This window comes from Paenibacillus sp. FSL P4-0081, assembly GCF_000758565.1.
GTDB classification, from domain to species: domain Bacteria; phylum Bacillota; class Bacilli; order Paenibacillales; family Paenibacillaceae; genus Paenibacillus_AQ; species Paenibacillus_AQ phytohabitans.
Genome location: NZ_CP009280.1, coordinates 7350962 through 7372457, shown reverse-complemented (window position 1 = coordinate 7372457; position 21496 = coordinate 7350962). Strand labels below are relative to the sequence as shown.

Genomic DNA, 21496 nt, shown 5'->3' with positions numbered 1-21496 from the left:
AAAAAAAGAAGCCGCAGACATAGAGAAAAAAGATTCTCTAAATCGCGGCTTCCTTCATTCTGTGAACAGAAATGGGGCAAACCTTATATTGGGGCGGCGGATCTGGATATAATCGGGATCAGCCGGTATAAGTCATCATCACGTAAGCTTAAGTTCCATTATAGTGAAAAAAAGCGAAAAGTAAATGACTAATGTTATATTACATGACCTTACTTCTGATGCGGAAAGTACGCGGTGAGAGTCCACTCTCTCTTTTGAACATATTGCAGAATTGGGCATCATTGACGAATCCGGCAGCGGAAGAGACCTCCGAAATATGCATTTGGGTATGCAGCAGCAGAGATTTGGCATAATCCAGGCGCTTCAGTACAAGATAACGGTGCGGGGAATGTCCAAATCTTTCCTTGAACAGATGCCGGAAGCGGTCGTAGCTATAACCGGACATTTCTGCCAGAGAGGACACGGAGAGCTTATGGCGGTAATGCTCATTCATATAATTCAGCACATACTGCATCTGATCCTCTGCCGGGGAATGGAAATCCGAGGCGGCGAGCAGCCGCTGCAGATACACGGTAATTTCGCTCATTTGCAGATTCAGCAGCTCGGCGAACCCGTCACGCTTGCGCTTGAATTCCGCATTCATCCGCTGCAGGGTCTGCAGTACGGTATGTTCCTTATCATCGTCAAAAACGCCGGATAGCGTATTGATAATCGGATTGCCGCAATGGAAGCCGACGAACAGCACCTCCGGGCTGGGCTGATGATTCTCGTCATGCTTGAAACCTGCCGGAATCAGGCCAAAGGTGAAGGGCCGGAAATGATAGCTGCGCGGTCCAATGCTGCAGGTTCCCTGGCCATGGATATAATACACAAGCTCGAAACATTCATGCTGATGCGGAGGGATATACGTATTTGCTTCATGCTCTGCATTTACAATATATAGAACACGGTCCATGATGAGCCTCCCTTTATCGTCATTTAGCCGAATCGTACAAAAAGATGACCGAAAATATATAAATATTTATCTTTTCTTTTGTTATGATCTTATCAATTAAACCGAAGATTCTCAACTGGACTGGCCATCTTGTTCGGATTTATGCGGTTTTTTCGAGAAATGTAACATGAAATGTTTGGTTTTCAAGGTAAATTGCTTGTTTTCAGAATTTAAACAGTCTTTTATTCATGCTGCCCGATGCTACCCGTTAGACAAAACGTGTAATTGGAACTTTATGCTATTTTATCAGCGTTGATCTATTACAAAACAGGGGTGTGAACTTAGAAAATGAAAAAGAAGATGCTCGCTTTATTGCTGATGGCGGTTATGGTACTGGTCACTGCATGCGGAAACAACACGTCCGGCAATGGTAATGCGGTCAACTCCGGAACAAATGCTGAAGGCGGAGAGGCTGCTGCAGGGGACAAGCTCAAGGTGGTGCTGCTTATTCCGGGAACGCTGGGCGACAAGTCGTTTTTTGATGCGGCGAACAGCGGCCTGCAAAAAGTGAAGGACGAGCTCGGCGCCGAAACAAAAGTGGTCGAAATGGGCGCGGACAAGACGAAGTGGGAACCTACTTTTAATGATATTGCTGCTGAGGATTGGGATGTTGTCATCTCGGGCGGCTCAGAAATTACGGAAATGTTCAATGCAACGGCTGAGGCGAATCCGGATAAAAAATTCATCAACTACGATACCGATATCGATGAAGCGCCTGAAAATATGTACAACATGTCGTATTCGACCAATGAGGTCTCTTTCCTGGCAGGGGCGGCGGCAGCACTTGCGACACAGTCTGATATGCCGAATGCCAACCCGGAGAATGTGATCGGATTCCTGGGCGGGATGGATATCCCCGGCATTAATGCTTTTCTGGTGGGCTACATCCAGGGCGCACAGTATGTTGATCCGGATGTGAAGGTAGCGGTATCCTATGCCGGAGATTTCGTGAACCCTGCCAAAGGCAAGGAATTGTCGCTGATCCAGTACAACTCGGGTGTGGATATTATTTTCAACGTAGCCGGCGGTACGGGACTGGGAATCTTTGATGCAGCCAAGGAAAAGACTAAATATGCTATCGGTGTTGATTCGGACCAGGCGCTGCTGCTGAAAGATACGGATAGTGAAAAAGCAAACCTGATTGTCACTTCCGCGATTAAAAAGATCGATACGGCCATTCTCGGCGCAGTGAAAAAACTGCAGGACGGGACGCTTGAGATGGGCAAACGTGATGTGCTCGGCTTCGTTGAAGACGGCGTAGGCATTGCGGAGAATGACATTTACAAAGACGTATTCCCTGCTGATCTGCAGGCTAAGGTGGAAGAAGTGAAGCAGAAGCTGATTAATAAGGAAGTTACCGTCGACAATGCGATGGGCATGGAAACGGCTGAAGTTGAAGCGATCCGCAATGCCGTGAAGCCTTAAGATTATTGATCAAAGATAGCTTTATAAAATGAAATTGGCTTACACAGCTCTGCAGTTGGAGGCTCTTCTCTTTGGGAGAGCTCCAGCTGCCTATTTTTGCAGACCACCCAAGTTGAAAGGCGTTGATGACCCATGGCAAATGCTCTGCTGGAAATGCGGGGAATCACCAAAGTATACCCGAACGGCGTTGTTGCCAATAAGGATGTCGGATTCTCCCTGCGGGAGGGCGAAATCCATGCGATCGCGGGAGAGAATGGAGCCGGTAAATCGACTCTGATGAAAATCATGTTTGGGATGGAGGAGCCGAGTGAAGGCGCGATCTATATCCGGGGAGAACAAGTGAAGCTGCAGTCCCCGCAGGACGCAATTGACCGCGGCATCGGCATGGTTCATCAGCATTTCATGCTGGTGCCTTCTTTTACTGTGGCCGAAAATATGGTGCTGGGCATGGAGCCGCGAAAAGGTGTGGGCTTCAATGCTGGTGAAGCGGTGCGTCTGACGGAGGAAACGGCACGCAAATATAACCTCTCGGTAAACGCCAGGGCTAAGGTGGAGGATCTGTCGGTCGGCATGAAGCAGAAGGTGGAAATTCTGAAGGCACTGGTTCGCGGGGCCAAAATCCTCATCCTCGACGAGCCGACCGCCGTGCTGACTCCGCAGGAAACAGAGGAGCTGTTCCATGAGCTGCAGCAGCTTAAGGAGCAGGGTCACACCATCGTGTTTATCTCGCACAAACTGAAGGAAGTTAAAGCAATCTGTGACCGGATTACCATTATGCGCGGCGGCAGGAGCGAAGGAGTCTTCCAGACCCGCGAGGTGACGGAGCAGGAAATTTCCAGGCTGATGGTCGGCCGCGATGTCGTGCTGAAGTACGACAAGGACAGCATTCCGCACGGCAAGCCGGTGCTTAGGGTAGAGCAGCTGGCTGTTTCGGACAGTCAGGGCAAAGCACTCCTCGCGGAGATTAGCTTCTCGGTCCGCGAAGGCCAGATTGTCGGCATCGCCGGCGTCGAAGGGAACGGGCAGACGCAGCTGATTGAAGCGCTGACCGGCGGTCTGCGCGGCGTCTCCGGCAGTGGGGCGGTTAGTGTAAAAGGCACGGATATCCGCGGGCTGGATATTCTGGGCATCCGCAGCCTGGGCGTATCTTATATCCCGGAGGACCGGATGCGGCAGGGCTCCGCCGGAGACGCCAGCATTGCCGACAACCTGATCTCTACGCGCTACCGTTCGAAGGATATGAATAAGGGGCCTTTTCTCCACAGCTCCAAAATTGCTGCTCTGGCGTCATCGCTGGTAGAAGAATTCAAAGTGCGCTGCTCCGGTACACGGCAGCCAGTCGGCATGCTGTCCGGCGGCAATATGCAGAAGGTGGTCGTTGCAAGGGAGTGCTCCACGAATCCGCAGCTGCTGATCGCTGAGCAGCCGACCCGGGGTGTGGATATCGGGGCTGCGCAATTCATTCATCAGAAGCTGCTGGAGCTGCGCTCGGACAAATGCGCCATAGTTCTGGTATCGGCGGATCTGAATGAAATTCTGGAGCTGAGCGACAGTCTGCTTGTGATGTACGAGGGGCAGATCGTTGCGTATTTCGACAATCCTTCTGCCGTGAGTGAGGAAGAGCTGGGACTCTATATGCTGGGAATTAACAGGCAGGACAAAGAGCAGACCGGGAGGGCCTTAAATCATGTTTAGAGCTAAATATTTTGAGGCAATCCGGACGGCAGCGGTTATTGTCATTGCGCTGATTATCGCATTCCTGATCATCTCGCTGGTCAGTGACCAGCCGCTCAAGACGATTGGTATTTTCCTGCTGGAGCCGTTCTCCACCAAGGGGCATATCGGCAATGTCATTGAGATGGCCATTCCGCTGATGTTCACCGGCCTTGCCGTCTCGCTGCTGTTCCGGGCCAATATGTTCAACCTGGGGGCAGAGGGGATCTTTTATTTCTCCGGTGTCGTGGCCTCTGTACTGGCGATTCATCTCAGCTTGAACAGCTGGCTGCATCCGCTGGTAGCAATATTGGCAGGCTCTATCACAGGGGCGCTGCTGTCAGCCATTCCCGGAATTCTCAAAGCGAAGTGGAACGCCAATGAACTGGTGACCTCGCTGATGTTCAATAATATCCTGTTCGGGGTGGGGCTATACCTGCTGAACTATCATCTGCGGGATGCCAAGGCCTTCGCCAACGTTTCGTTTAAATTCGAGAAAACTGCGCAACTGAGTAAGCTTTTTGCAGGCACACGGATTCATACCGGACTTATTATTGTATTGGTGCTGATCGTACTGGCCCATCTGTTCCTCTACCGGACCAAATGGGGCTATGAGCTGCGGATGACAGGCGTCAACCGGGAGTTTGCCCGTTACTCGGGCATGAAGACTGCCAAGGTTATCATTCTCGTGCATCTGATCGCCGGGTTTATTGCCGGGATGGGCGGCTCGGTGGAAGTACTCGGAATGTACAGCCGCTTTCAGTGGACGTCTTTGCCGGGCTATGGCCTGGATGGTGCCCTGGTGGCGATGCTGGCCAAGAACAATCCGCTGTCTGTCATTGTCTCTGCGCTTTTCCTGGCCTATATCCGTATTGGAGCCGATCTGATGGCGCGGCTGTCCGATGTGCCGTCCGAGATGATCTCGATCATTCAGGCTGTGATTATCCTGCTGATTTCGGCTGAGCAGTTCCTCAAGTTCTGGAAGAACCGCATGCTGCTGAAGGAGGCGAAGGAAGCATGAACAGTCTGCTAGATGTCATTCTGACGACGGATTTTGCCTTCTCTGTACTGCGTGTGACAACACCTATCCTGTTCGCTGCACTGGGAGCGCTCATCTCGAACCGTGCCGGAATCATCAACATCGGGATGGAAGGGATTATGCTGGTCTCGGCTCTGGCCGGTGTTATTGTCAGCGCCTATACGCATAGCGCCTGGGTCGGGCTGCTGGGTGCGGTATTGTCGGGAACGCTGATTGCCGGGATTTTGGCCTTTTTCACCTTGAAATTCAAGACACATATCATTCTAGGCGGTGTGGCGATTAATATGTTCGCCTCAGGCGGAACGGTGTTTATTCTGTATCTGCTCAGCGGGGACAAGGGTTCATCGACCTCCTTGGCGAGCAAAGTATTGCCGAGTGTGCAGATTCCGCTGCTGAAGGATATTCCGGTGCTGGGTCCGATTCTGTCGGGACATCACATTCTGACTTATTTCTCGATTCTGTCTGTGCTTGTGGTCTATTATCTGCTGAACCGCACCCCGCTGGGGCTGCGTATCCGCTCGGTAGGCGAGAATCCGCATGCAGCCCAGTCGGTTGGAGTCAGCGTGGTCCGGATCCAGTACACGGCGCTGCTGCTCAGCGGCTTCTTCGCCAGTCTGGGCGGAGCTTATATGTCGATGGGCTATTTGTCGCTGTTCACCCGTGATATGGTGGCCGGCCGGGGCTGGATTGCGATTGCTGCTGAATCCATGGGCCGGAGTACAACCGTAGGAACAGCGTTAACTTCGCTGCTCTTCGGCGCAGCCGATGCGCTCTCCAATGCCTTGCAGGTGCTGAAGATTCCGGCGGAGCTGATCGCCACGCTTCCTTACGTGGCGACGGTAGTGGGGCTGATTATATACGCGGTTTCGGAGACAAGGAAGAAGAACAAGAAGCTTAAGACGACTGCCAAATAGATAGATCTATAAGAAGCACTAAAGAATTTAGCGAAAAGCAAAAAGAAGCGTAGGGCTGCCTTCGGCTTTTCAATATTAAACCTACAAGGGAGCGACAACGATGCCAACACCTATCATAATTGACTGCGATCCGGGGCATGATGACGCGATTGCCATTCTGCTTGCGCTGGCTCATCCCGGGCAGCTGGAGATCCGGGGCATTACCACGGTTGGCGGCAACCAGGTTCTTGATAAAATCACCGATAATGCACTCAAGGTGCTTAGCTTTGTAAATGCCGATATTCCCGTGGCCAAGGGAGCGGCGGCTCCGCTGCTTGGCAAGCTGGTAACCGGAGAAGCAGCACATGGGGAGTCCGGCATGGACGGCCCCGCGCTTCCGGCCAGCCGCTTTAAGCCGGTGGAGCAAGGGGCAGTAGAATTCATGCTGGAGATTATCCGCGCATCCAAAGAGAAGATTACCCTGGTGCCTACAGCTCCGCTAACGAATATCGCCCTCCTGATTACCGCTTATCCGGAAGTGAAGGACAGAATCGAGAAGATCTCCCTGATGGGCGGCGGGCTTGCCTATGGCAATGTGACCCGGACAGCGGAGTTCAATATATATGTCGACCCGGAGGCGGCACGGATTGTCTTTGAATCCGGGATTCCCATTGTGATGAGCGGACTGGATGTAACGGATAAGGCGGCGATTTTTGAAGAGGAGATTCAGGAGCTGAAAACCCGTGGACCCGTATCCGTAATGGTCGGAGAGCTGCTGGATTTCTATTCGATCTACGGCAAAAAGATGGGTTATATCGGCAATGCGCTGCATGACCCGTGCGCGATTGCCTGGCTGCTGCATCCGGAGCTTTTTGAATCGGAGCATCTGCATGTAACAGTGGAAACCGAAGGCAAGCTGACCCGGGGGATGACTGTTGCCGACCGGCGCAAGAAGCCGGAGCAGCCTGCCAATACAGAGGTGCTGCTCGGCGTAGACCGTGAAGCCTTTATCAAGCTGCTGTTTGATTCACTGGAGCGGTTAGACCGCGGGCCTCTGCCCGCGGCGGGAGAATTGTAGCGGATGGCAGGCTGGGAACGCCTACAGGAGACGGTGCGGCTGGAGCTGCAGCAGCGGATAGAGGAAGGCTGCCGGCCAGGCCGTCTGGCAGAGAAGCTGGCTGCTGCCGGAAGTGATGAGGGCAAGCTCATGGAGGTGTACCGGGAGCTGATGGCCCTTCAGGTGGCCGCGGACTTTCCTTACGAGGAGCCCTCGGATCTGGCGTCGATCAGACGGCTGCGCCCCGGAGGTCCGCGTAAGCTTACGGTGAATTGGACACCGGAAGAGTGGAGGGACAGGTTCTATGGAGCGTGGCTTGGCCGGAGTGTAGGCTGTGCGCTGGGCAAGCCGCTGGAATACTGGGATTATCTGTACGGGAAGGACGGCCGTACCGGCTGGGAGAACATTGAATTGTGGTTCCGCGGCGCGGATGCCTGGCCGATTACAGGGTATACACCTGAGTACTCTACGGCCCGGGCGGAATACGGTCTGGGCTTAAGCGACTGGTCATTCACCAGCACCCGGGAGAAGATCAGCTACATGGAGAGTGACGACGATATCCGTTATACGGTCCTCGGTCTGATGCTGCTGGAGCAGAAAGGGCTGGACTGGGATTCCTGGGATATCGGCAAGCTGTGGCACGGGCATCTGACCTACAGCCAGGTATGTACAGCAGAAACACAGGCCTATATGAACTTTGCCGGTGAAACCTCCCATCTGCACGGTGAGAAGCCGGAGGATTGGCCGCTGCGGCAGGAGCGGGTGCGCATGCATCTGAATCCGTACCGCGAATGGATCGGGGCGGCCATCCGTGCGGACGCCTTGGCCTATGGATCGGCCGGGAACCCCGAGCTTGCGGCGGAGCTGGGCTGGCGGGATGCCTCCTTCTCCCATGTGAAGAACGGGATCTACGGCGAAATGTTCAATGCTGCAATGATCTCTGCTGCGTTTGCGGGCCTTGATAACGAGCGGATTGTGGAGATTGGACTCAGCGAAATTCCTCAGACGAGCAGACTGGCCGGGGATGTGCGGACCGGAATAGCCATTGCACAGGAAGCGGGCAGCGAGCGTGAGCTTGTCAGCAGGCTATGGGACCGGTTCAGCCATTATGACCCGGTGCATACCAATAACAACGCCGCCATCGTTGCAGCTTCGCTTATATACGGCGGCAATGACTTTGAGAAAGCCGTGGTTACCTCTGTCTCTGCCGGGATGGATACCGACTGCAACGGTGCCACAGTCGGCTCCATTATGGGAGCGAAGCTGGGCGCAGCCCGGCTTCCCGCCAGTTGGACCGCACCGCTGAATGATCTGCTGTACGCGGATCTGCCGGGCTTCCACCCGATTGCGATTTCGGAGGTTGCCGAACGGAGCTATCAGGTGTTCCTGAAGATCCGTGCGGAGCTGGGAGAATAGGATTAGCTTGGCTTTCATACATTATTTTTCTTAAAAGAACAGGGAAGCCCGCAGCCATGCCACACTGGCTGCGGGCTTCCCTGTTTCGGCAGAAGACCGGCACGGCCCTCTAAGCTTCCCCCCAGCGCTTCATCAGCTGATGGTCAATCCCGAGTGCGTCGAGGACGCGGGCATTCATGAAATTCACCAGCTCCCAGATCTCGGTCGGATGATTGTAAAAGCCCGGCGAAGCGGGCATGATATCCGCCCCCGCCCGGGCAATCCGCAGCATATTCTCCAGATGAATCAGATGGAGCGGGGTTTCGCGCGGAACGATAATCAGCCGCCGCTTCTCCTTAAGTACTACGCTGGCTGCCCGGCTAAGCAGTGTATCCCCCATGCCGTTAGCGATAGCTCCCAGCGTATTCATTGAACAGGGGATAATCACCATCCCGTCGGTCTTGAAGGACCCGCTGGCCACGGGTGCGAACAGATCCGTATTGGACAGCACGGTGGCGTATCCGGCAAGCTCCTGCATATCCGCGCCGCACTCGTATTTCATCACATTCTCTCCGGCACCTGTGGCGATGACATAGGTTTCAGCCCCAAGCTGATGCAGGCTGCGGATCAGGGAATAAGCGTAAATGGAGCCGCTGGCTCCGGTGATGCCGACGATAATTTTCATGGCGTAAGCTCCTTTGAAATGAAAAGAAGCCGCTGAACTAGAGGGGTATCCCTCTAATCAACGGCTTCCTTCAGTCTGTAAACAGAAATCGGGCAAACCTTAGGCCTAATCAGCGCACCCAGAATACAATCCGGACGCCGCCGCTTCTACTTGTTATTCACTGATAATAATAGTGCTGGCCCAGCCTGTACCCGGATCATAATCCCGGAGTACACCGGTGACGGGCATATCCAGTTCATCGGCCAGCTTCTTCCGGAAGATCCGCTTGAACTCTTGATGTAGCGCAGCATCCACCGACTGCTTCAACTCGGGATAGTTCTCTTCCAGCGCCCGCAGCGCGGTTACCCGCTGATGCTTCACCAGAAAGAGGATCATCGATTCGCCGGCGGCATCTATTCTCAGCTGTGTGACACCCACCCCATACAGTTCCCTATGCACTTCATTGTAGCAGCGGGAGAGGCGCTTCTTGAATTCGTTGGAGGCTAAAAGATTGTGGACCGTCAAGAATATCACTTCCCTGTGTGAGATAATGCCGGATAATCAATAAAATTAACCCTAATTATAGAGAATATCCGCAAAAAGTAAATGACCAATGTTACTTTATGTGACTCCGATATCTGATTAAGTTGTAATTCACATCATTGAACTTGTATGTTAGCATTATTTGTAATTCATTTGCTGACAAAATTTAGATTCGGGGATTGGAGCGAGGCTCATGCTGAAAGTCATGATTGTTGACGATGAACCGTGGGTTCTTGAAGGACTTAGGACGATGGTCGACTGGGAGAAATCCGGTTACGAAGTATGCGCCGAAGCGCTTAGCGCTGTGGAGGCACTCCGGTTAATTCAGGAGCATAAGCCGGACCTGCTGCTTACGGATATCAACCTTCCCGTAATGAACGGACTCGAGCTGATTGCTGCCGTGAAGGAAGTGATGGATCACCCGCCCAGATTCGTTATTCTGAGCGGATATGACGATTTCAATTATGCCCGCACTGCGCTGCGCCAGAAGGTGGATGGCTATCTGCTGAAGCCGGTCGATGATGAGGAGATCGGGGCGCTGCTCTTGAAGATCAAAGCTATCATCCAAAATGAAATCGCTTCCAGAGAGGAGGGCCGCAAGAAGCAAAACTTCCTGGTCCATAATCTGATCAACCGGTTCATTCAGGGGGAATGGAGCGAAGAGCTGGAGCGCGCAGCGGATAGGCTGACGGACCTTCAGCCTGAGACGGAGCTGCAGTGCATCCTTGCTGCTGCTGTATCAAGCACAATGAGCCTGAATGAAGGGGAGGGGGAAGGATTCCCGGGTGAGCTTGGCTATGTCTTTCAGGACCCTGCGGGCAGGCCGGGTCTTATTGTGCGGTGTGCGGGGATGTCCTCCGAAGCCATTGAGGCGGCCGCCGCCCAGGTGCAGAGGGCACAGTCGGAGAAGCTTGGCGTTCCTGTGGCCGTACTGATCAGCGGCAAGCGGAAAGGGGCGCGCTCTATCCAGGAGTTGTACACACAGAGCCTTGAGGTCTGGGGATTGAAGTACCGCAGGGAGAAGGGCGGAATCTTCTACTATAACGACCTGGGAGCAAAGGGCCAGTCCCTCGAATTAGCTGAAGGGCACTTCACCTGTGTGCTGGAGAAGGTCAAGGCAGGCGAGACCGGGCAGATTCTGAGTTGTGTCAGGGAAGCGTTCGCTGCCATTACCGCCAAGCCGCTGAAGATCGATGCTGCCCAGGCCGAGGTGGCCCATCTGGAGATGACCTTATGCCGTAGCATCGCTGAATTGCAGGGAGATCCCGACCGAATCATGAACGCGATGCGGACGGAGTATGGCAATCTGGGCGGACTCGCGGATTATTACCGGCTGAGTCTGTATGTGGACAAGCTCTGCCTGCAGGCAGCGGCTTATCTGGCTGAATTACGGGCGGATAATGAAGGGAATACGATCTATAATGTCATTCAGTACGTGGATCTTGAATTCCGGAGCAAGCTGCAGCTTCAGGATATTGCCAAGCAGTTTCATATGAATTCGGCCTATTTGGGCCAGCTGTTCCGTAAGGAAACGGGCCGGAGCTTCAGCGATTATCTGAATGAGAAGCGGATTGAAGCGGCCAAGGGACTGCTTAAGCGCACCCAGCTCAAGATATCGGATATCGCACTGCAGGTGGGCTTTTCGAATACGGATTATTTTATCGACAAGTTCAAGGGGAGGGTTGGTTCTTCACCTTCAGTCTACAAGAATGCCAATAAGAACAAGCAGCTCTGAGAAAGCCGGGTGCATAAGGCATGTGGAGAAAAAGATTCAAATTCACGACGATTGTTAACGATATCCCGCTCAATTACAAGTTCTACCTGATTTATATTGTCGGTGTACTTCTGCCTATAATGGTGCTTAATCTTGTATTTCTGGACCGGATTACGGATCTTATCAAATCCAGAGAACAGCAGAACCTGGAGATTTCCCTGGAGCGGGCGCGCAAGGATATTCTTGATTTCATCGAAGGGGGGGTCTCCGTCGGTTATGCATTGTCTACGGATAAGAATCTGTACGAGATGCTGGACCGCACCTACACGGATTCCATAGAATTCTATAATATGTTCGACGAACAGCTGAGGGACCGGATGAACAGCTACATGCCTGTTAACAACCAGCTGGAGCGGATCAGCATCTACACAGACAACCGCACCATTGTATCCGGCGGGAATTACCAGGTCATGAATGACAAGGTATGGGCCAGCGACTGGTATAGACAGGCGAAGAATGCGAGTACCCAGGTGTTTGTGACTGCCTACCGGACGAGTGAGAACAAGAATCTGGCATCGTCAATCCCTACGCTAAGTGTAGTTGAAACGATGGATAATTACAGAAACTTGAATAAGTATGAGAAGGTGCTGCGCATTGATCTGGATCTTAATGAGATCTATGACATTATTGTCCGGGAGAAGGATTACTTAAGCCTCTACCTCATCAATGAGCAGAACAAGATTGTCATGTCAGCGGACAGCGGCTATCAGCGGCTCACCAAAGAACCCTATCCCGTATTCGATCAGCTGGGTAACGGTCAAGGTCAGGAGGAGGATGTTCGGATAGTACCTGTGGGTACGGCCAACTATCTCAAAGGCTGGAGAATTGCCGGAATCACCCAGGGTGAGCGGATTTCCCAGGCGATTCTGGATATACGTCTGTACGCGGCTGGGCTGGCAACAACGCTTACGCTGCTGACCAGCGGATTCATCTATATTATGCTGCGCTCTTACAATTACCGGGTGAAACGCCTGTCCCGTCATATGCAAAAGGTGTCTAACGAGAAGTTTGAGCTGATCACCATCGATGAGGGGCGGGATGAGATCGGCGGCTTAATCCGCAATTTCAACCGGATGACCTCCAGAATCCACTCGCTGATCAACGATGTGTATAAGCTGGAGATCCAGAGCAAGAATCTGGAGATGGAGCGCGTCAGGGCGGAGCTGAACTTCCTGCAGAGCCAGATGAACCCCCATTTTCTGTTCAATACGCTGAATGCGATTCTGGTGGTCTGTACCAAGAATAAGTATTCCGATGTTACGGATATTGTGAAAAGCCTGTCGAAGCTGCTGCGCAGGTTGCTCAGCTGGAAGGAAGACCTGGTGTCGGTGCAGGAGGAGATCACATTCATCGAGATGTATCTCAAAATCGAGAAATTCAGGTTCAGGGATAAATTCGACTATGTGTTTGAGATTGATGAGCAGTCACTGAAATATAAAATTCCGAAGCTGAGCATGCAGCCGCTGGTCGAGAACTCCTGCAAGCATGGATTACAGACGATTGAAGGGCTTGGCATTATCCGGGTGAGCACGGCAGTGCTGGATAACCGGCTGCAGATTAGCGTATCGGATAACGGCAAAGGCATAGAGCCGGATAAGCTTAAAGAGCTGCTGTTCGCCATCCGCAAGGAGGACTCCTCCGGGGCCAATATCGGAATCCGCAACGTCTACCGCAGGCTTGAGCTGTATTATGCCGATCAGGTGCGCTTCGAGATATCCAGCACACCGGGTCTGGGGACCTTGGTCACCTTCGGCATTCCGCTCAGGCTGCTGGAGATGAATCATCCCTTGGAAGGCGAGGTGTAACCTGTGAAATACAAAGTATTATTAATTGATGATGAGCCGAGCGCCCTTGAAGGTATGCAGCTGTGGATTGATTGGGAGGAACTCGGCTTCGAGCTGTGCGGAACCTGCGGCAACGGCCGGGAGGGGCTGCGGCTGATGAAGCTGCTGGAGCCGGACCTGGTGATTACAGATGTGAACATGCCGCTCATGAATGGTTTGGAGATGATAGAGGCCTGGCAAGAGCAGGATGCCGGCAGACCCAAGTTCGTGATTCTGAGCGGCTACAGTGAATTTGAATATGCCCGCACGGCCATCAGCTACGGAATCAGCCATTATCTGCTGAAGCCGGTCTTTCCGGAGGAGGCTGCCGAGGAATTGCGGGAAATTCATCAGGAGCTGGAACAGGAAGCGAACCGCAGAATGATTCATGAGATTGCCTCTGAAGAAGAGGCGGTGGCCTTGATTAGAGGACTGTTGTACGGGAAAAAAGCAGATCCGGCGCTTCAGGAGCTGCTGGATCGCATGCCAGGCTTTCAGGGAGTCCGCATCTGGAATCTTTGTCTGATTCAGACTGTCCCGGAGCTGTATGCAGAGCTGCGGGGAAGGGCGGCTGCCCTGCTGGCCGCCTATCCGGCCATGGTGATGATGGATCTGGAGGCGGGCATACTCGGGATTGTATACGGTATGCCGGCAAACAGACCTGAAGGCGGCACAATAGAAGAGGGGCTGAATATCCTCCGGCAGGAATATGGCAGCCGACAGATCTATATGGCCATTGGGGCCCCTGAGGACTCCCTGCCGGGGATTGCGGAGAGTTACCGCAGTGCCAAAGAGGCTTTGCAGCATTTTTTCTATAATCCTGAGTATGCCGGGATTCTGGCTTACCGCGGGATACAGGGCCATTCCTTCAGCTATCATTATGACCATATCCGGCTGATGGATGCCCTGCTTGATTCTGTTAATCTGCTCGATGCGGACGGTTACCGCAGAGCGCTGGAGGAAGCAGACCGCAGCTTCCGTGCACAGCAGGTGGCACCGGAGGTGGTTCGGAAAATTGTGATTCATCTCATGTACCGGATCACCGAGCTCGCACCCGGGGCGGAGGACGGAGGCGGGGAGCAGGGGACGGCAGGGTCTGGAATCGCGGAGATCCAGCAGGCCATGATCCCGCTGGATGAATTGCTCAGCCGCTTATTAATGTGCGGTGAAATGGCAATTGATCTCTTGATGCGTGAGCAGAATCAAAAGTCGCATGGCATTGTGCAGGAGATTAACGAGTATATCGGTGCGCATTTTCAGGAGAGTCTGAGCATTCAGAAGCTGGCAGAGGTCTTCTTCCTGCATCCCGTCTATCTGGGGCAATTGCTGATTAAGAAGAACGGCATGACCTTCAATGAGCAGCTGCATCATCTGCGGATTCAGGAGGCGGCGGTTCTGCTGCGCGGCAGCAAGCTGAAGCTCTCGGAGATAGCTGAACGTGTAGGTTATGTCAATTACGGCCAGTTTTTGAAACGGTTTGAAAAGGAGATGCACATGGGCCCGAATGAGTACCGCCATGCAAAGTTCTAAACTTTTATGGGGGTATACCTTTAATTCGGTCGTATTTTAGCAGGGTGATCACCTCTATAATTCATATATGTAAGTGCTTACAAATTAAAGACCAACACATTATGGAGGTGCTTTATGGGGGGCAAGTCGAAAGCGATGTACAAGTTTTCCCTAATTGTTCTGTTATCCCTAAGCTTTACGCTATCCGGCTGCGGGGGCAACAACAACAATACTGCGGGCAAAGCTGAAGAGACAACTGCGGTAGGAACCGCTTCAGCTAACACGGAAGGAAAGATAGAACCATTTAAGGTAAGCGTATTCATTGGGGCAGCTGGACAACAGCCGACACCGGACAACAAAATTTACAAGAAGATCAAGGAAGAAACCGGAGCCAGCTTCGATATGGAATTCCTGGCAGGTGACATTAACCAGAAGCTGGGCGTTATGATTGCCGGCCAGGATTACCCGGATCTCATGACCGGGAATACCAAGCTTACAGCAGCAGGGGCTTATATTCCGCTGGAAGACCTGATTGAAGAGCATGCGCCAAATTTGAAAGCGCATTATGCCGAATACTGGAACATGATGAAGGACCCGAACGACGGCCATATTTATATCCTGCCTAACTACGGTGTATACAATGGTAAGGTCAACAGCTCCTGGTATTCGGGACCTGCCTTCTGGATTCAAAAAGCTGTCCTCAAGGAATTCAACTATCCGCAGGTGAAGACACTGGACCAATACTTTGACCTGATTGAGCAGTATAAGGCGAAATATCCTAAAATCGACGGAAGCCCGACGATCGGGTTCGAAATCCTGAACTATGACTGGAAAAACTGGGGTCTGTTCAATGCGCCGCAGCATCTGATCGGCCATCCAAATGATGGCGGTGTGGTTGTCAATGACGGCGTAGCTGAAGTGTTTGCAAATAAAGATTATGCGAAGCAATACTACCAGAAGCTGAATGAAATCAACCAGAAGGGTCTGATTGATAAAGAGACCTTTGTACAGAATTATGACCAGTATATGGCAAAGCTGTCCAGCGGAACCGTTCTGGGGATGTTCGACCAGCACTGGAACTTCAACGCTGCTGAGGATTCTCTGACTACCCAAGGTAAAATTGAACGCACCTATGTCGGTCTTCCGCTCGTATACGACGAGTCAACCAAAGACTACTACCGCGATCTTGCCGTTCTTAACCTTAACAACGGCTTCGGTATCAGCATCAATGCCAAAAATGCCGTGCAGATCATCAAGCTGCTCGACACTCTGATTCAGGAAGACTGGCAGAAAACGTTCTCCTGGGGTGTGGAAGGCGAAGATTATATCGTGGAGAACGGCAGATTTATGAGAACCCAGGAACAGCGTGACAATGCAGCCGATGCCACCTGGCAGCTGGCCAACAAAGCCAAAGCGATGTTTGATTACCTGCCCAAAACCGAAGGAAGCTTCAGTGACGGCAACTCAACGGATGCTGCTGCACAGCCGGAAGAATACAAAGCGGGTCTGAAGCCTTTTGACAAGGAAGTGCTTGATGCCTATGGCTTTGACTCTTACGTGGACTTCTTCAGTGAACCACCTGCCAACCCGGTCTATTATCCTGCCTGGTCCATCGACTTAATTGAAGGATCGGATGCCAAAATAGCCAGTACCAAACTGAATGAACTGCAGACCAAGTTCCTGCCTAAAGCCATCCTTGCCGACCCGGCAGATTTCGATTCCGTATGGACCGATTACACCGGACAGATCGAAAAGGCTAATGTGAAGGCATATGAAGACAAGATCAATGAGCAGATTAAGTGGAGAATTGAGAACTGGAGTAAATAACGGAACGCTGTTTCCGGGATCAGAAGGTGGAGGGCCGATCAGGGCCTTCCACTTGCTAAATTAATTTCATGGAGTAGGAGACAACGAATATGGATGAGACCCTAGAAATAGATACTGTCGTCCGGCATCCGAAGAAGAACCGAAAGAAGAAAAAACAGCCGATTACCTGGCGCTTGATCAAAAACCAGAATCAGCTTATTTGGATGTCTGTGCCTTTGATGCTCTACATTATTCTTTTTGCCTATGTTCCCGTTTGGGGCTGGACCATGGCCTTTCAGAATTACAAGCCGGCGAAGTCCTTCGGTGAACAGGAATGGGTGGGACTCAAGCAATTCAGGTTTCTGTTTACAGATGATAACTTTATTCGTGTACTGCGCAACACGCTGGCGATGGGGCTTATCAATCTGATTCTCGGTTTTGTTACAGCTATCGTGCTTGCGCTGCTGCTGAATGAAATCAAGAAGGTCTTCTGGAAAAGGACCGTGCAGACAATCTCTTATCTGCCCCACTTCCTGTCCTGGATTATAGTTACCGGCATTGTGGCCACCTCGCTCTCCATTAACGACGGGATTGTAAATATCGTTCTGATGAAGCTGCATCTGATTAAAGAGCCGATTCTATGGCTCAGTGAGGGAAAGTACTTCTGGGGAATCGTAGGGGCTTCGCATGTGTGGAAGGAAGTGGGCTGGAATACCATTATTTATCTGGCAGCCATTGCCTCCATTGACCCGGCCCTTTATGAAGCTGCCGAAATTGACGGTGCTAACCGTTACAAGAAGATGATGTTTGTAACCCTGCCGGGTATCAAAGCAACGATTGTAATTCTGATGATTATGTCCATAGGACATGTCCTGGAGGCAGGCTTTGAAGTGCAGTATCTGCTCGGCAACGGGCTGGTAGTGGACTGGGCGGAGACGATAGATATCTTCGTGCTTAAATACGGGCTTGCCCAAGGGAATTATTCACTCGCCACTGCGGGCGGGATTTTCAAAACAGTTGTCAGTGTAACCTTGCTGCTTATGGCTAATGGGATTTCCAAGCGGCTTGGGGAAGAGAGGTTGTTATAATGATGGATAACCGACAAATTAGCCCTGGGCCAAAAGCAGGCTATACGGTGAAAAGGAGTCTAGGCACCGGAAGGCTTGAGCCGATTCTGTTCACTTCCTTCAATACGCTCTTTATGGTCTGTCTGGTGGTTGTGACATTATATCCATTCATCAACACGATAGCTGTTTCGTTTAATGAAGGGAACGATACGATCCGCGGCGGTATTTACTTATGGCCGAGAGAATGGACTTTTCAGAATTACAGGGCGATTTTTGCCACGGGAACTATTTTTGACGCTTTCCTGGTTTCAGTAGCCCGTACGGTAATTTCTACGATACTTAATATTTTTCTGACCACCATGCTTGCATACACCTTAAGCCGCAGGGAATATGTATTCCGCCAGCCGATTACTGTTATCTTTGTGCTTACGATGTATTTCAGCGCCGGTCTGATCCCGAACTATTTCCTGATCAAGGATCTGCATCTGTTAAACAGCTTCTGGGTGTATATTTTCCCGTCCATGATCAGCGCATTCAATATGATCGTCATCCGTACCTATATCGGAACCATTCCGGAGAGCCTCCTGGAATCGGCGAAGATCGACGGCGCCGGGGATTTCAGAATATTCATGCGGGTGGTGTTTCCGCTCTGCAAGCCGGTGCTGGCTACCATCGCACTGTTTGTGGCTGTCGGCGCGTGGAACTCCTGGTTCGATGCCTTTATCTATACCTCATCCAGACAGAATCTCAGTACGCTGCAATATGAGCTGATGAAGCTGCTATCCTCAACGATGAATTCCAACGGCAACCCAACCGTACAGAATGGGGTGGGGATGGATCAGAATTCGGCAAGAGCGATGGTGACGCCGCTCTCTATACGGGCAGCAATCACAGTCGTGGCCTCTGTGCCTATCCTGCTGGTGTATCCGTTTATGCAGAAGTACTTTGTAGTGGGCTTGAATGTCGGCAGTGTGAAGGAATAGGCGGCCGGAGCGATGCTTGCTTTGCCTGATCCGACTAATGTGAATAAGGAGTGTTATTAGCCGTGAGAGAAAGCCTGGACTTCAAGGAGCCTGCACTGAAGCTGGTGTTCGCTGATGATTTCAAGATCGGCGCAGCGGTCAATCCGCGGACGGCCAGTTCACAGGAAAAGCTGCTGGCTTATCATTTCAACAGTATTACTGCCGAGAATGAGATGAAGTTTGAGAGTCTGCATCCGGCAGAGGAGATCTATCGTTTCGGGGCGGCGGATACGCTGGCAGCCTTTGCCCGGAAGCATGGCATGGCGATGCGCGGGCATACCCTCGTATGGCATAATCAGACAACCGATTGGCTGTTTGAGGACAAATCGCACGGAATGGTAGACAAGAATACACTGCTGGCCCGGCTCAAAAGTCATATTGAAACCGTGGTCGGGCGTTACCGGGGAGATATCTATGCCTGGGATGTGGTCAATGAAGCTATTGCCGATGAAGGCAGTAAGCTGCTGCGCCCCTCCAAATGGCTGGAGATCGCCGGACCGGACTTCATTGCCGAAGCGTTCCGGTACGCGCATGAAGCGGACCCGCAGGCGCTGCTCTTCTACAATGACTATAATGAATCCGACCCGCAGAAGCGGGACAAAATTTACACGCTCATGAAATCCCTGATTGACCGGGAGGTGCCGGTGCACGGCGTCGGCTTGCAGGCCCACTGGAATCTGTATGATCCGGGCCTGGATGAAATCAGGGAAGCGATTGAGAAATATGCTTCGCTCGGCCTTCAGCTGCAGCTTACGGAGCTTGATCTGTCGCTGTTCCGCTTCGATGACAGGCGAACGGATCTTAAGGCTCCTCCTGCGGAACTGCTTGAGCTGCAGGCGGAGCGGTATGAAGCCGTGTTCCGGCTGCTGAAGGAATACCGCGAGGTCATCTCCTCTGTCACCTTCTGGGGTGCAGCGGATGACTATACCTGGCTGGATGATTTCCCCGTCCGGGGACGGAAAAACTGGCCGTTTCTGTTCGATGAGAAGCATCAGCCCAAGCCTGCGTATAACCGGATTGTGCCGGGGAACCGCTGAGCGGAGGAGATTTTTCTTGTGAAATAGCAAAAAAGGATGGGGTCCTATTAGGGCCGCATCCTTTTTGGCGTATATACAAGAATAATCCCAAACGGCCCGGGGGCAATCCTTATAATGGGTATCCCTTCCGGAGCGCTTATAAATCATTTTGAGAAAAATGATGACACAGCGGAAGAAATGCCTTATTATTTAAAGAGATTTTTAATGAAACAGATTTTAAATAATTATAGTACAATACAGCCGAAGGTGGAGCGCTGTAGTCCGGGCAGTCTATTGAGGAGGGCTTCATATTCTATCACTGAGTCAGGTTAGCAAAAGCTTCGCTCTGAAGAACGGCCCTTATACTGCTGTGGACAATGTATCGCTTGAAGTGAAGACGGGTGCTATTCACGGCATTATCGGGGCAAGCGGTGCCGGCAAATCTACACTCCTGCGGCTGATCAATCTGCTGGAGCGGCCCGATAGGGGAACGGTTACTGTAGACGGCAAGCTGCTTACAGAGCTGCCGGACAAGGAGCTGCGGCAGCAGCGGCAAAGAATCGGCATGATCTTTCAGCAGTTCAATCTTGTCGGCAATGCCACCGTCAGCCGCAATGTGGCGATTCCGCTGGAGCTTGCCGGAGTGCCGCGTGCCGGTCGGATGAAGCGGGCGCTGGAATGTCTGCAGTTTGTCGGGCTTGCGGACAAAGCTAATTACTATCCGGCGCAGCTCAGCGGGGGCCAGCGCCAGCGGGTAGCGATTGCCCGGGCGCTGGCGAACAATCCGAAGCTGCTGCTGTGCGATGAGCCGACCTCCGCGCTTGATCCGGGCACCACGGCGGATATCCTGGGTGTGCTCCGCCACATCAATGATTCGCTTGGTGTTACTGTCGTTATAGTTACCCATGAGCTGGATGTTGTCCGGAGCATCTGCTCAGAGGTATCTGTAATGGAGCGCGGGCGGATGGTTGATTTCTTTTCCCGGGATGAGGCCGGCTTTCTTCCGCCGGGGAGCCATTCGGGCTCCTACCGGGAGAGAATTACGGGAAGAACGGGGGAACCCTATGTTTGAGAGCATGCTGAAGTATCAGGATCAGATGTGGCAGTCGATCGGAGAGACCTTTGTGATGGTCGGAATCTCCGTGGGGGCTGCGCTGCTGCTGGGGCTTCCGCTGGGGACACTGCTGTATTTTTGCCGCAAAGGCCAATTGTATGAGAACAGAAGCCTGTCTCTCATACTGAACAGCATTGTAAATGTGGTGCGTTCGTTTCCGTTCCTGCTGCTGGTAGTAGCTCTGATTCCGTTTACCCGCCTGGTGGTGGGAACGGCAATTGGCACGCTGGCGGCAACGGTGCCGCTGTCTATTGTCGCTATTGCCTATTATTCACGGCTGGTGGAGCAATCTCTGCTGGAGGTTCCCAGAGGAACGATAGAAGCGGCGTTATCCATGGGGGCATCCAGGCTGGGAGTGATCTTTAAGTTTCTGTATGTGGAGGCCCGTTCCGGACTGGTGCTGGGATTGACAGCTTCTACGATCAGCTTCATTTCTTTTTCAACAGTAATGGGTGTGGTCGGCGGCGGCGGGGTTGGCGATTTCGCGATCCGCTACGGATATCAGCGCTTCGAGACAGAAGTGATGATCTACGCCATTCTCGTCATGATTGTGCTGGTGCAATTGATTCAGTTCACAGGAAGTACGCTGGCAAGACTGCTGGATAAACGCTGAGATACTATATAACAATGGGGGCTGGAGAT

General features: G+C 52.2%; 18 protein-coding genes. 15 read left to right on the top strand and 3 right to left on the bottom strand.

The features are described from left to right. Positions 1 to 199: 199 nt before the first annotated feature. Positions 200 to 955, bottom strand: coding sequence for a helix-turn-helix domain-containing protein (locus P40081_RS31225; protein WP_039307282.1), 756 nt, complete (start codon positions 953 to 955; stop codon positions 200 to 202). A 327-nt stretch (positions 956 to 1282) separates the two neighbouring features. On the opposite strand from P40081_RS31225, the gene P40081_RS31220 reads away from it, so the two are divergent. The 6 genes from P40081_RS31220 to P40081_RS31195 all read left to right on the top strand — a co-directional run bounded on the left by P40081_RS31220 (position 1283) and on the right by P40081_RS31195 (position 8537). Then, the gene (locus tag P40081_RS31220; RefSeq protein ID WP_042139960.1) at positions 1283 to 2419 is read left to right on the top strand and encodes a BMP family ABC transporter substrate-binding protein; all 1137 of its coding nucleotides are present in this window, start codon (positions 1283 to 1285) and stop codon (positions 2417 to 2419) included. A 132-nt stretch (positions 2420 to 2551) separates the two neighbouring features. After that, complete coding sequence (locus P40081_RS31215) at positions 2552 to 4114, top strand: ABC transporter ATP-binding protein (protein WP_039307286.1); 1563 nt, start codon at positions 2552 to 2554, stop codon at positions 4112 to 4114. Further along, positions 4107 to 5153 carry an ABC transporter permease gene (locus P40081_RS31210; protein WP_039307289.1) on the top strand — a complete coding sequence of 349 codons (1047 nt, stop codon included), beginning with the start codon at positions 4107 to 4109 and terminating at the stop codon, positions 5151 to 5153. Before P40081_RS31215 ends, P40081_RS31210 begins: the two co-directional genes overlap by 8 nt. After that, complete coding sequence (locus P40081_RS31205) at positions 5150 to 6085, top strand: ABC transporter permease (protein ID WP_042139958.1); 936 nt, start codon at positions 5150 to 5152, stop codon at positions 6083 to 6085. Before P40081_RS31210 ends, P40081_RS31205 begins: the two co-directional genes overlap by 4 nt. A 100-nt stretch (positions 6086 to 6185) precedes the next feature. Continuing rightward, entirely contained in the window at positions 6186 to 7142 is a 957-nt protein-coding gene (locus P40081_RS31200; protein ID WP_042139957.1) for a nucleoside hydrolase, read from the top strand. A gap of 3 nt (positions 7143 to 7145) precedes the next feature. Continuing rightward, complete coding sequence (locus P40081_RS31195; RefSeq protein ID WP_042139955.1) at positions 7146 to 8537, top strand: ADP-ribosylglycohydrolase family protein; 1392 nt, start codon at positions 7146 to 7148, stop codon at positions 8535 to 8537. A gap of 109 nt (positions 8538 to 8646) precedes the next feature. Here the strand turns inward: P40081_RS31195 and P40081_RS31190 are convergent, their stop codons facing one another. After that, a complete protein-coding gene (locus tag P40081_RS31190) occupies positions 8647 to 9201 on the bottom strand; it encodes a UbiX family flavin prenyltransferase (RefSeq protein WP_042139954.1) in 555 nt (184 codons plus the stop codon). Positions 9202 to 9354: 153 nt separating this feature from the next. Next, positions 9355 to 9705: a Na-translocating system protein MpsC family protein gene (locus tag P40081_RS31185; RefSeq protein ID WP_042139953.1), complete on the bottom strand. Its 351-nt coding sequence runs from the start codon at positions 9703 to 9705 to the stop codon at positions 9355 to 9357. A 211-nt stretch (positions 9706 to 9916) separates the two neighbouring features. Here P40081_RS31185 and P40081_RS31180 point away from each other — a divergent pair, with 211 nt between their 5' ends. From P40081_RS31180 to P40081_RS31140, 9 genes are all read left to right on the top strand, one after another. Further along, entirely contained in the window at positions 9917 to 11458 is a 1542-nt protein-coding gene (locus tag P40081_RS31180; RefSeq protein WP_042139952.1) for a response regulator, read from the top strand. A 20-nt stretch (positions 11459 to 11478) separates the two neighbouring features. Continuing rightward, a complete protein-coding gene (locus P40081_RS31175; RefSeq protein WP_042139950.1) occupies positions 11479 to 13302 on the top strand; it encodes a cache domain-containing sensor histidine kinase in 1824 nt (607 codons plus the stop codon). A 3-nt stretch (positions 13303 to 13305) separates the two neighbouring features. Further along, positions 13306 to 14850, top strand: a complete 1545-nt coding sequence (locus P40081_RS31170) for a response regulator (RefSeq protein WP_042139949.1) — start codon at positions 13306 to 13308, stop codon at positions 14848 to 14850. A 114-nt stretch (positions 14851 to 14964) separates the two neighbouring features. Further along, complete coding sequence (locus tag P40081_RS31165; protein ID WP_042139947.1) at positions 14965 to 16656, top strand: type 2 periplasmic-binding domain-containing protein; 1692 nt, start codon at positions 14965 to 14967, stop codon at positions 16654 to 16656. Between the two features lie 89 nt (positions 16657 to 16745). Beyond that, a complete protein-coding gene (locus P40081_RS31160; RefSeq protein ID WP_039307312.1) occupies positions 16746 to 17723 on the top strand; it encodes an ABC transporter permease in 978 nt (325 codons plus the stop codon). Positions 17724 to 17725: 2 nt separating this feature from the next. Next, on the top strand, positions 17726 to 18685 hold the full coding sequence (locus P40081_RS31155) for a carbohydrate ABC transporter permease (protein ID WP_081970570.1): 960 nt from the start codon (positions 17726 to 17728) through the stop codon (positions 18683 to 18685). Positions 18686 to 18747: 62 nt separating this feature from the next. Next, positions 18748 to 19761: an endo-1,4-beta-xylanase gene (locus P40081_RS31150; RefSeq protein WP_081970277.1), complete on the top strand. Its 1014-nt coding sequence runs from the start codon at positions 18748 to 18750 to the stop codon at positions 19759 to 19761. Between the two features lie 289 nt (positions 19762 to 20050). Further along, entirely contained in the window at positions 20051 to 20812 is a 762-nt protein-coding gene (locus P40081_RS31145) for a methionine ABC transporter ATP-binding protein (RefSeq protein ID WP_076247733.1), read from the top strand. Then, positions 20805 to 21467, top strand: coding sequence for a methionine ABC transporter permease (locus P40081_RS31140; protein WP_039307317.1), 663 nt, complete (start codon positions 20805 to 20807; stop codon positions 21465 to 21467). The genes P40081_RS31145 and P40081_RS31140 overlap by 8 nt, the downstream gene beginning before the upstream one ends. The last annotated feature ends 29 nt before the right edge of the window (positions 21468 to 21496 follow it).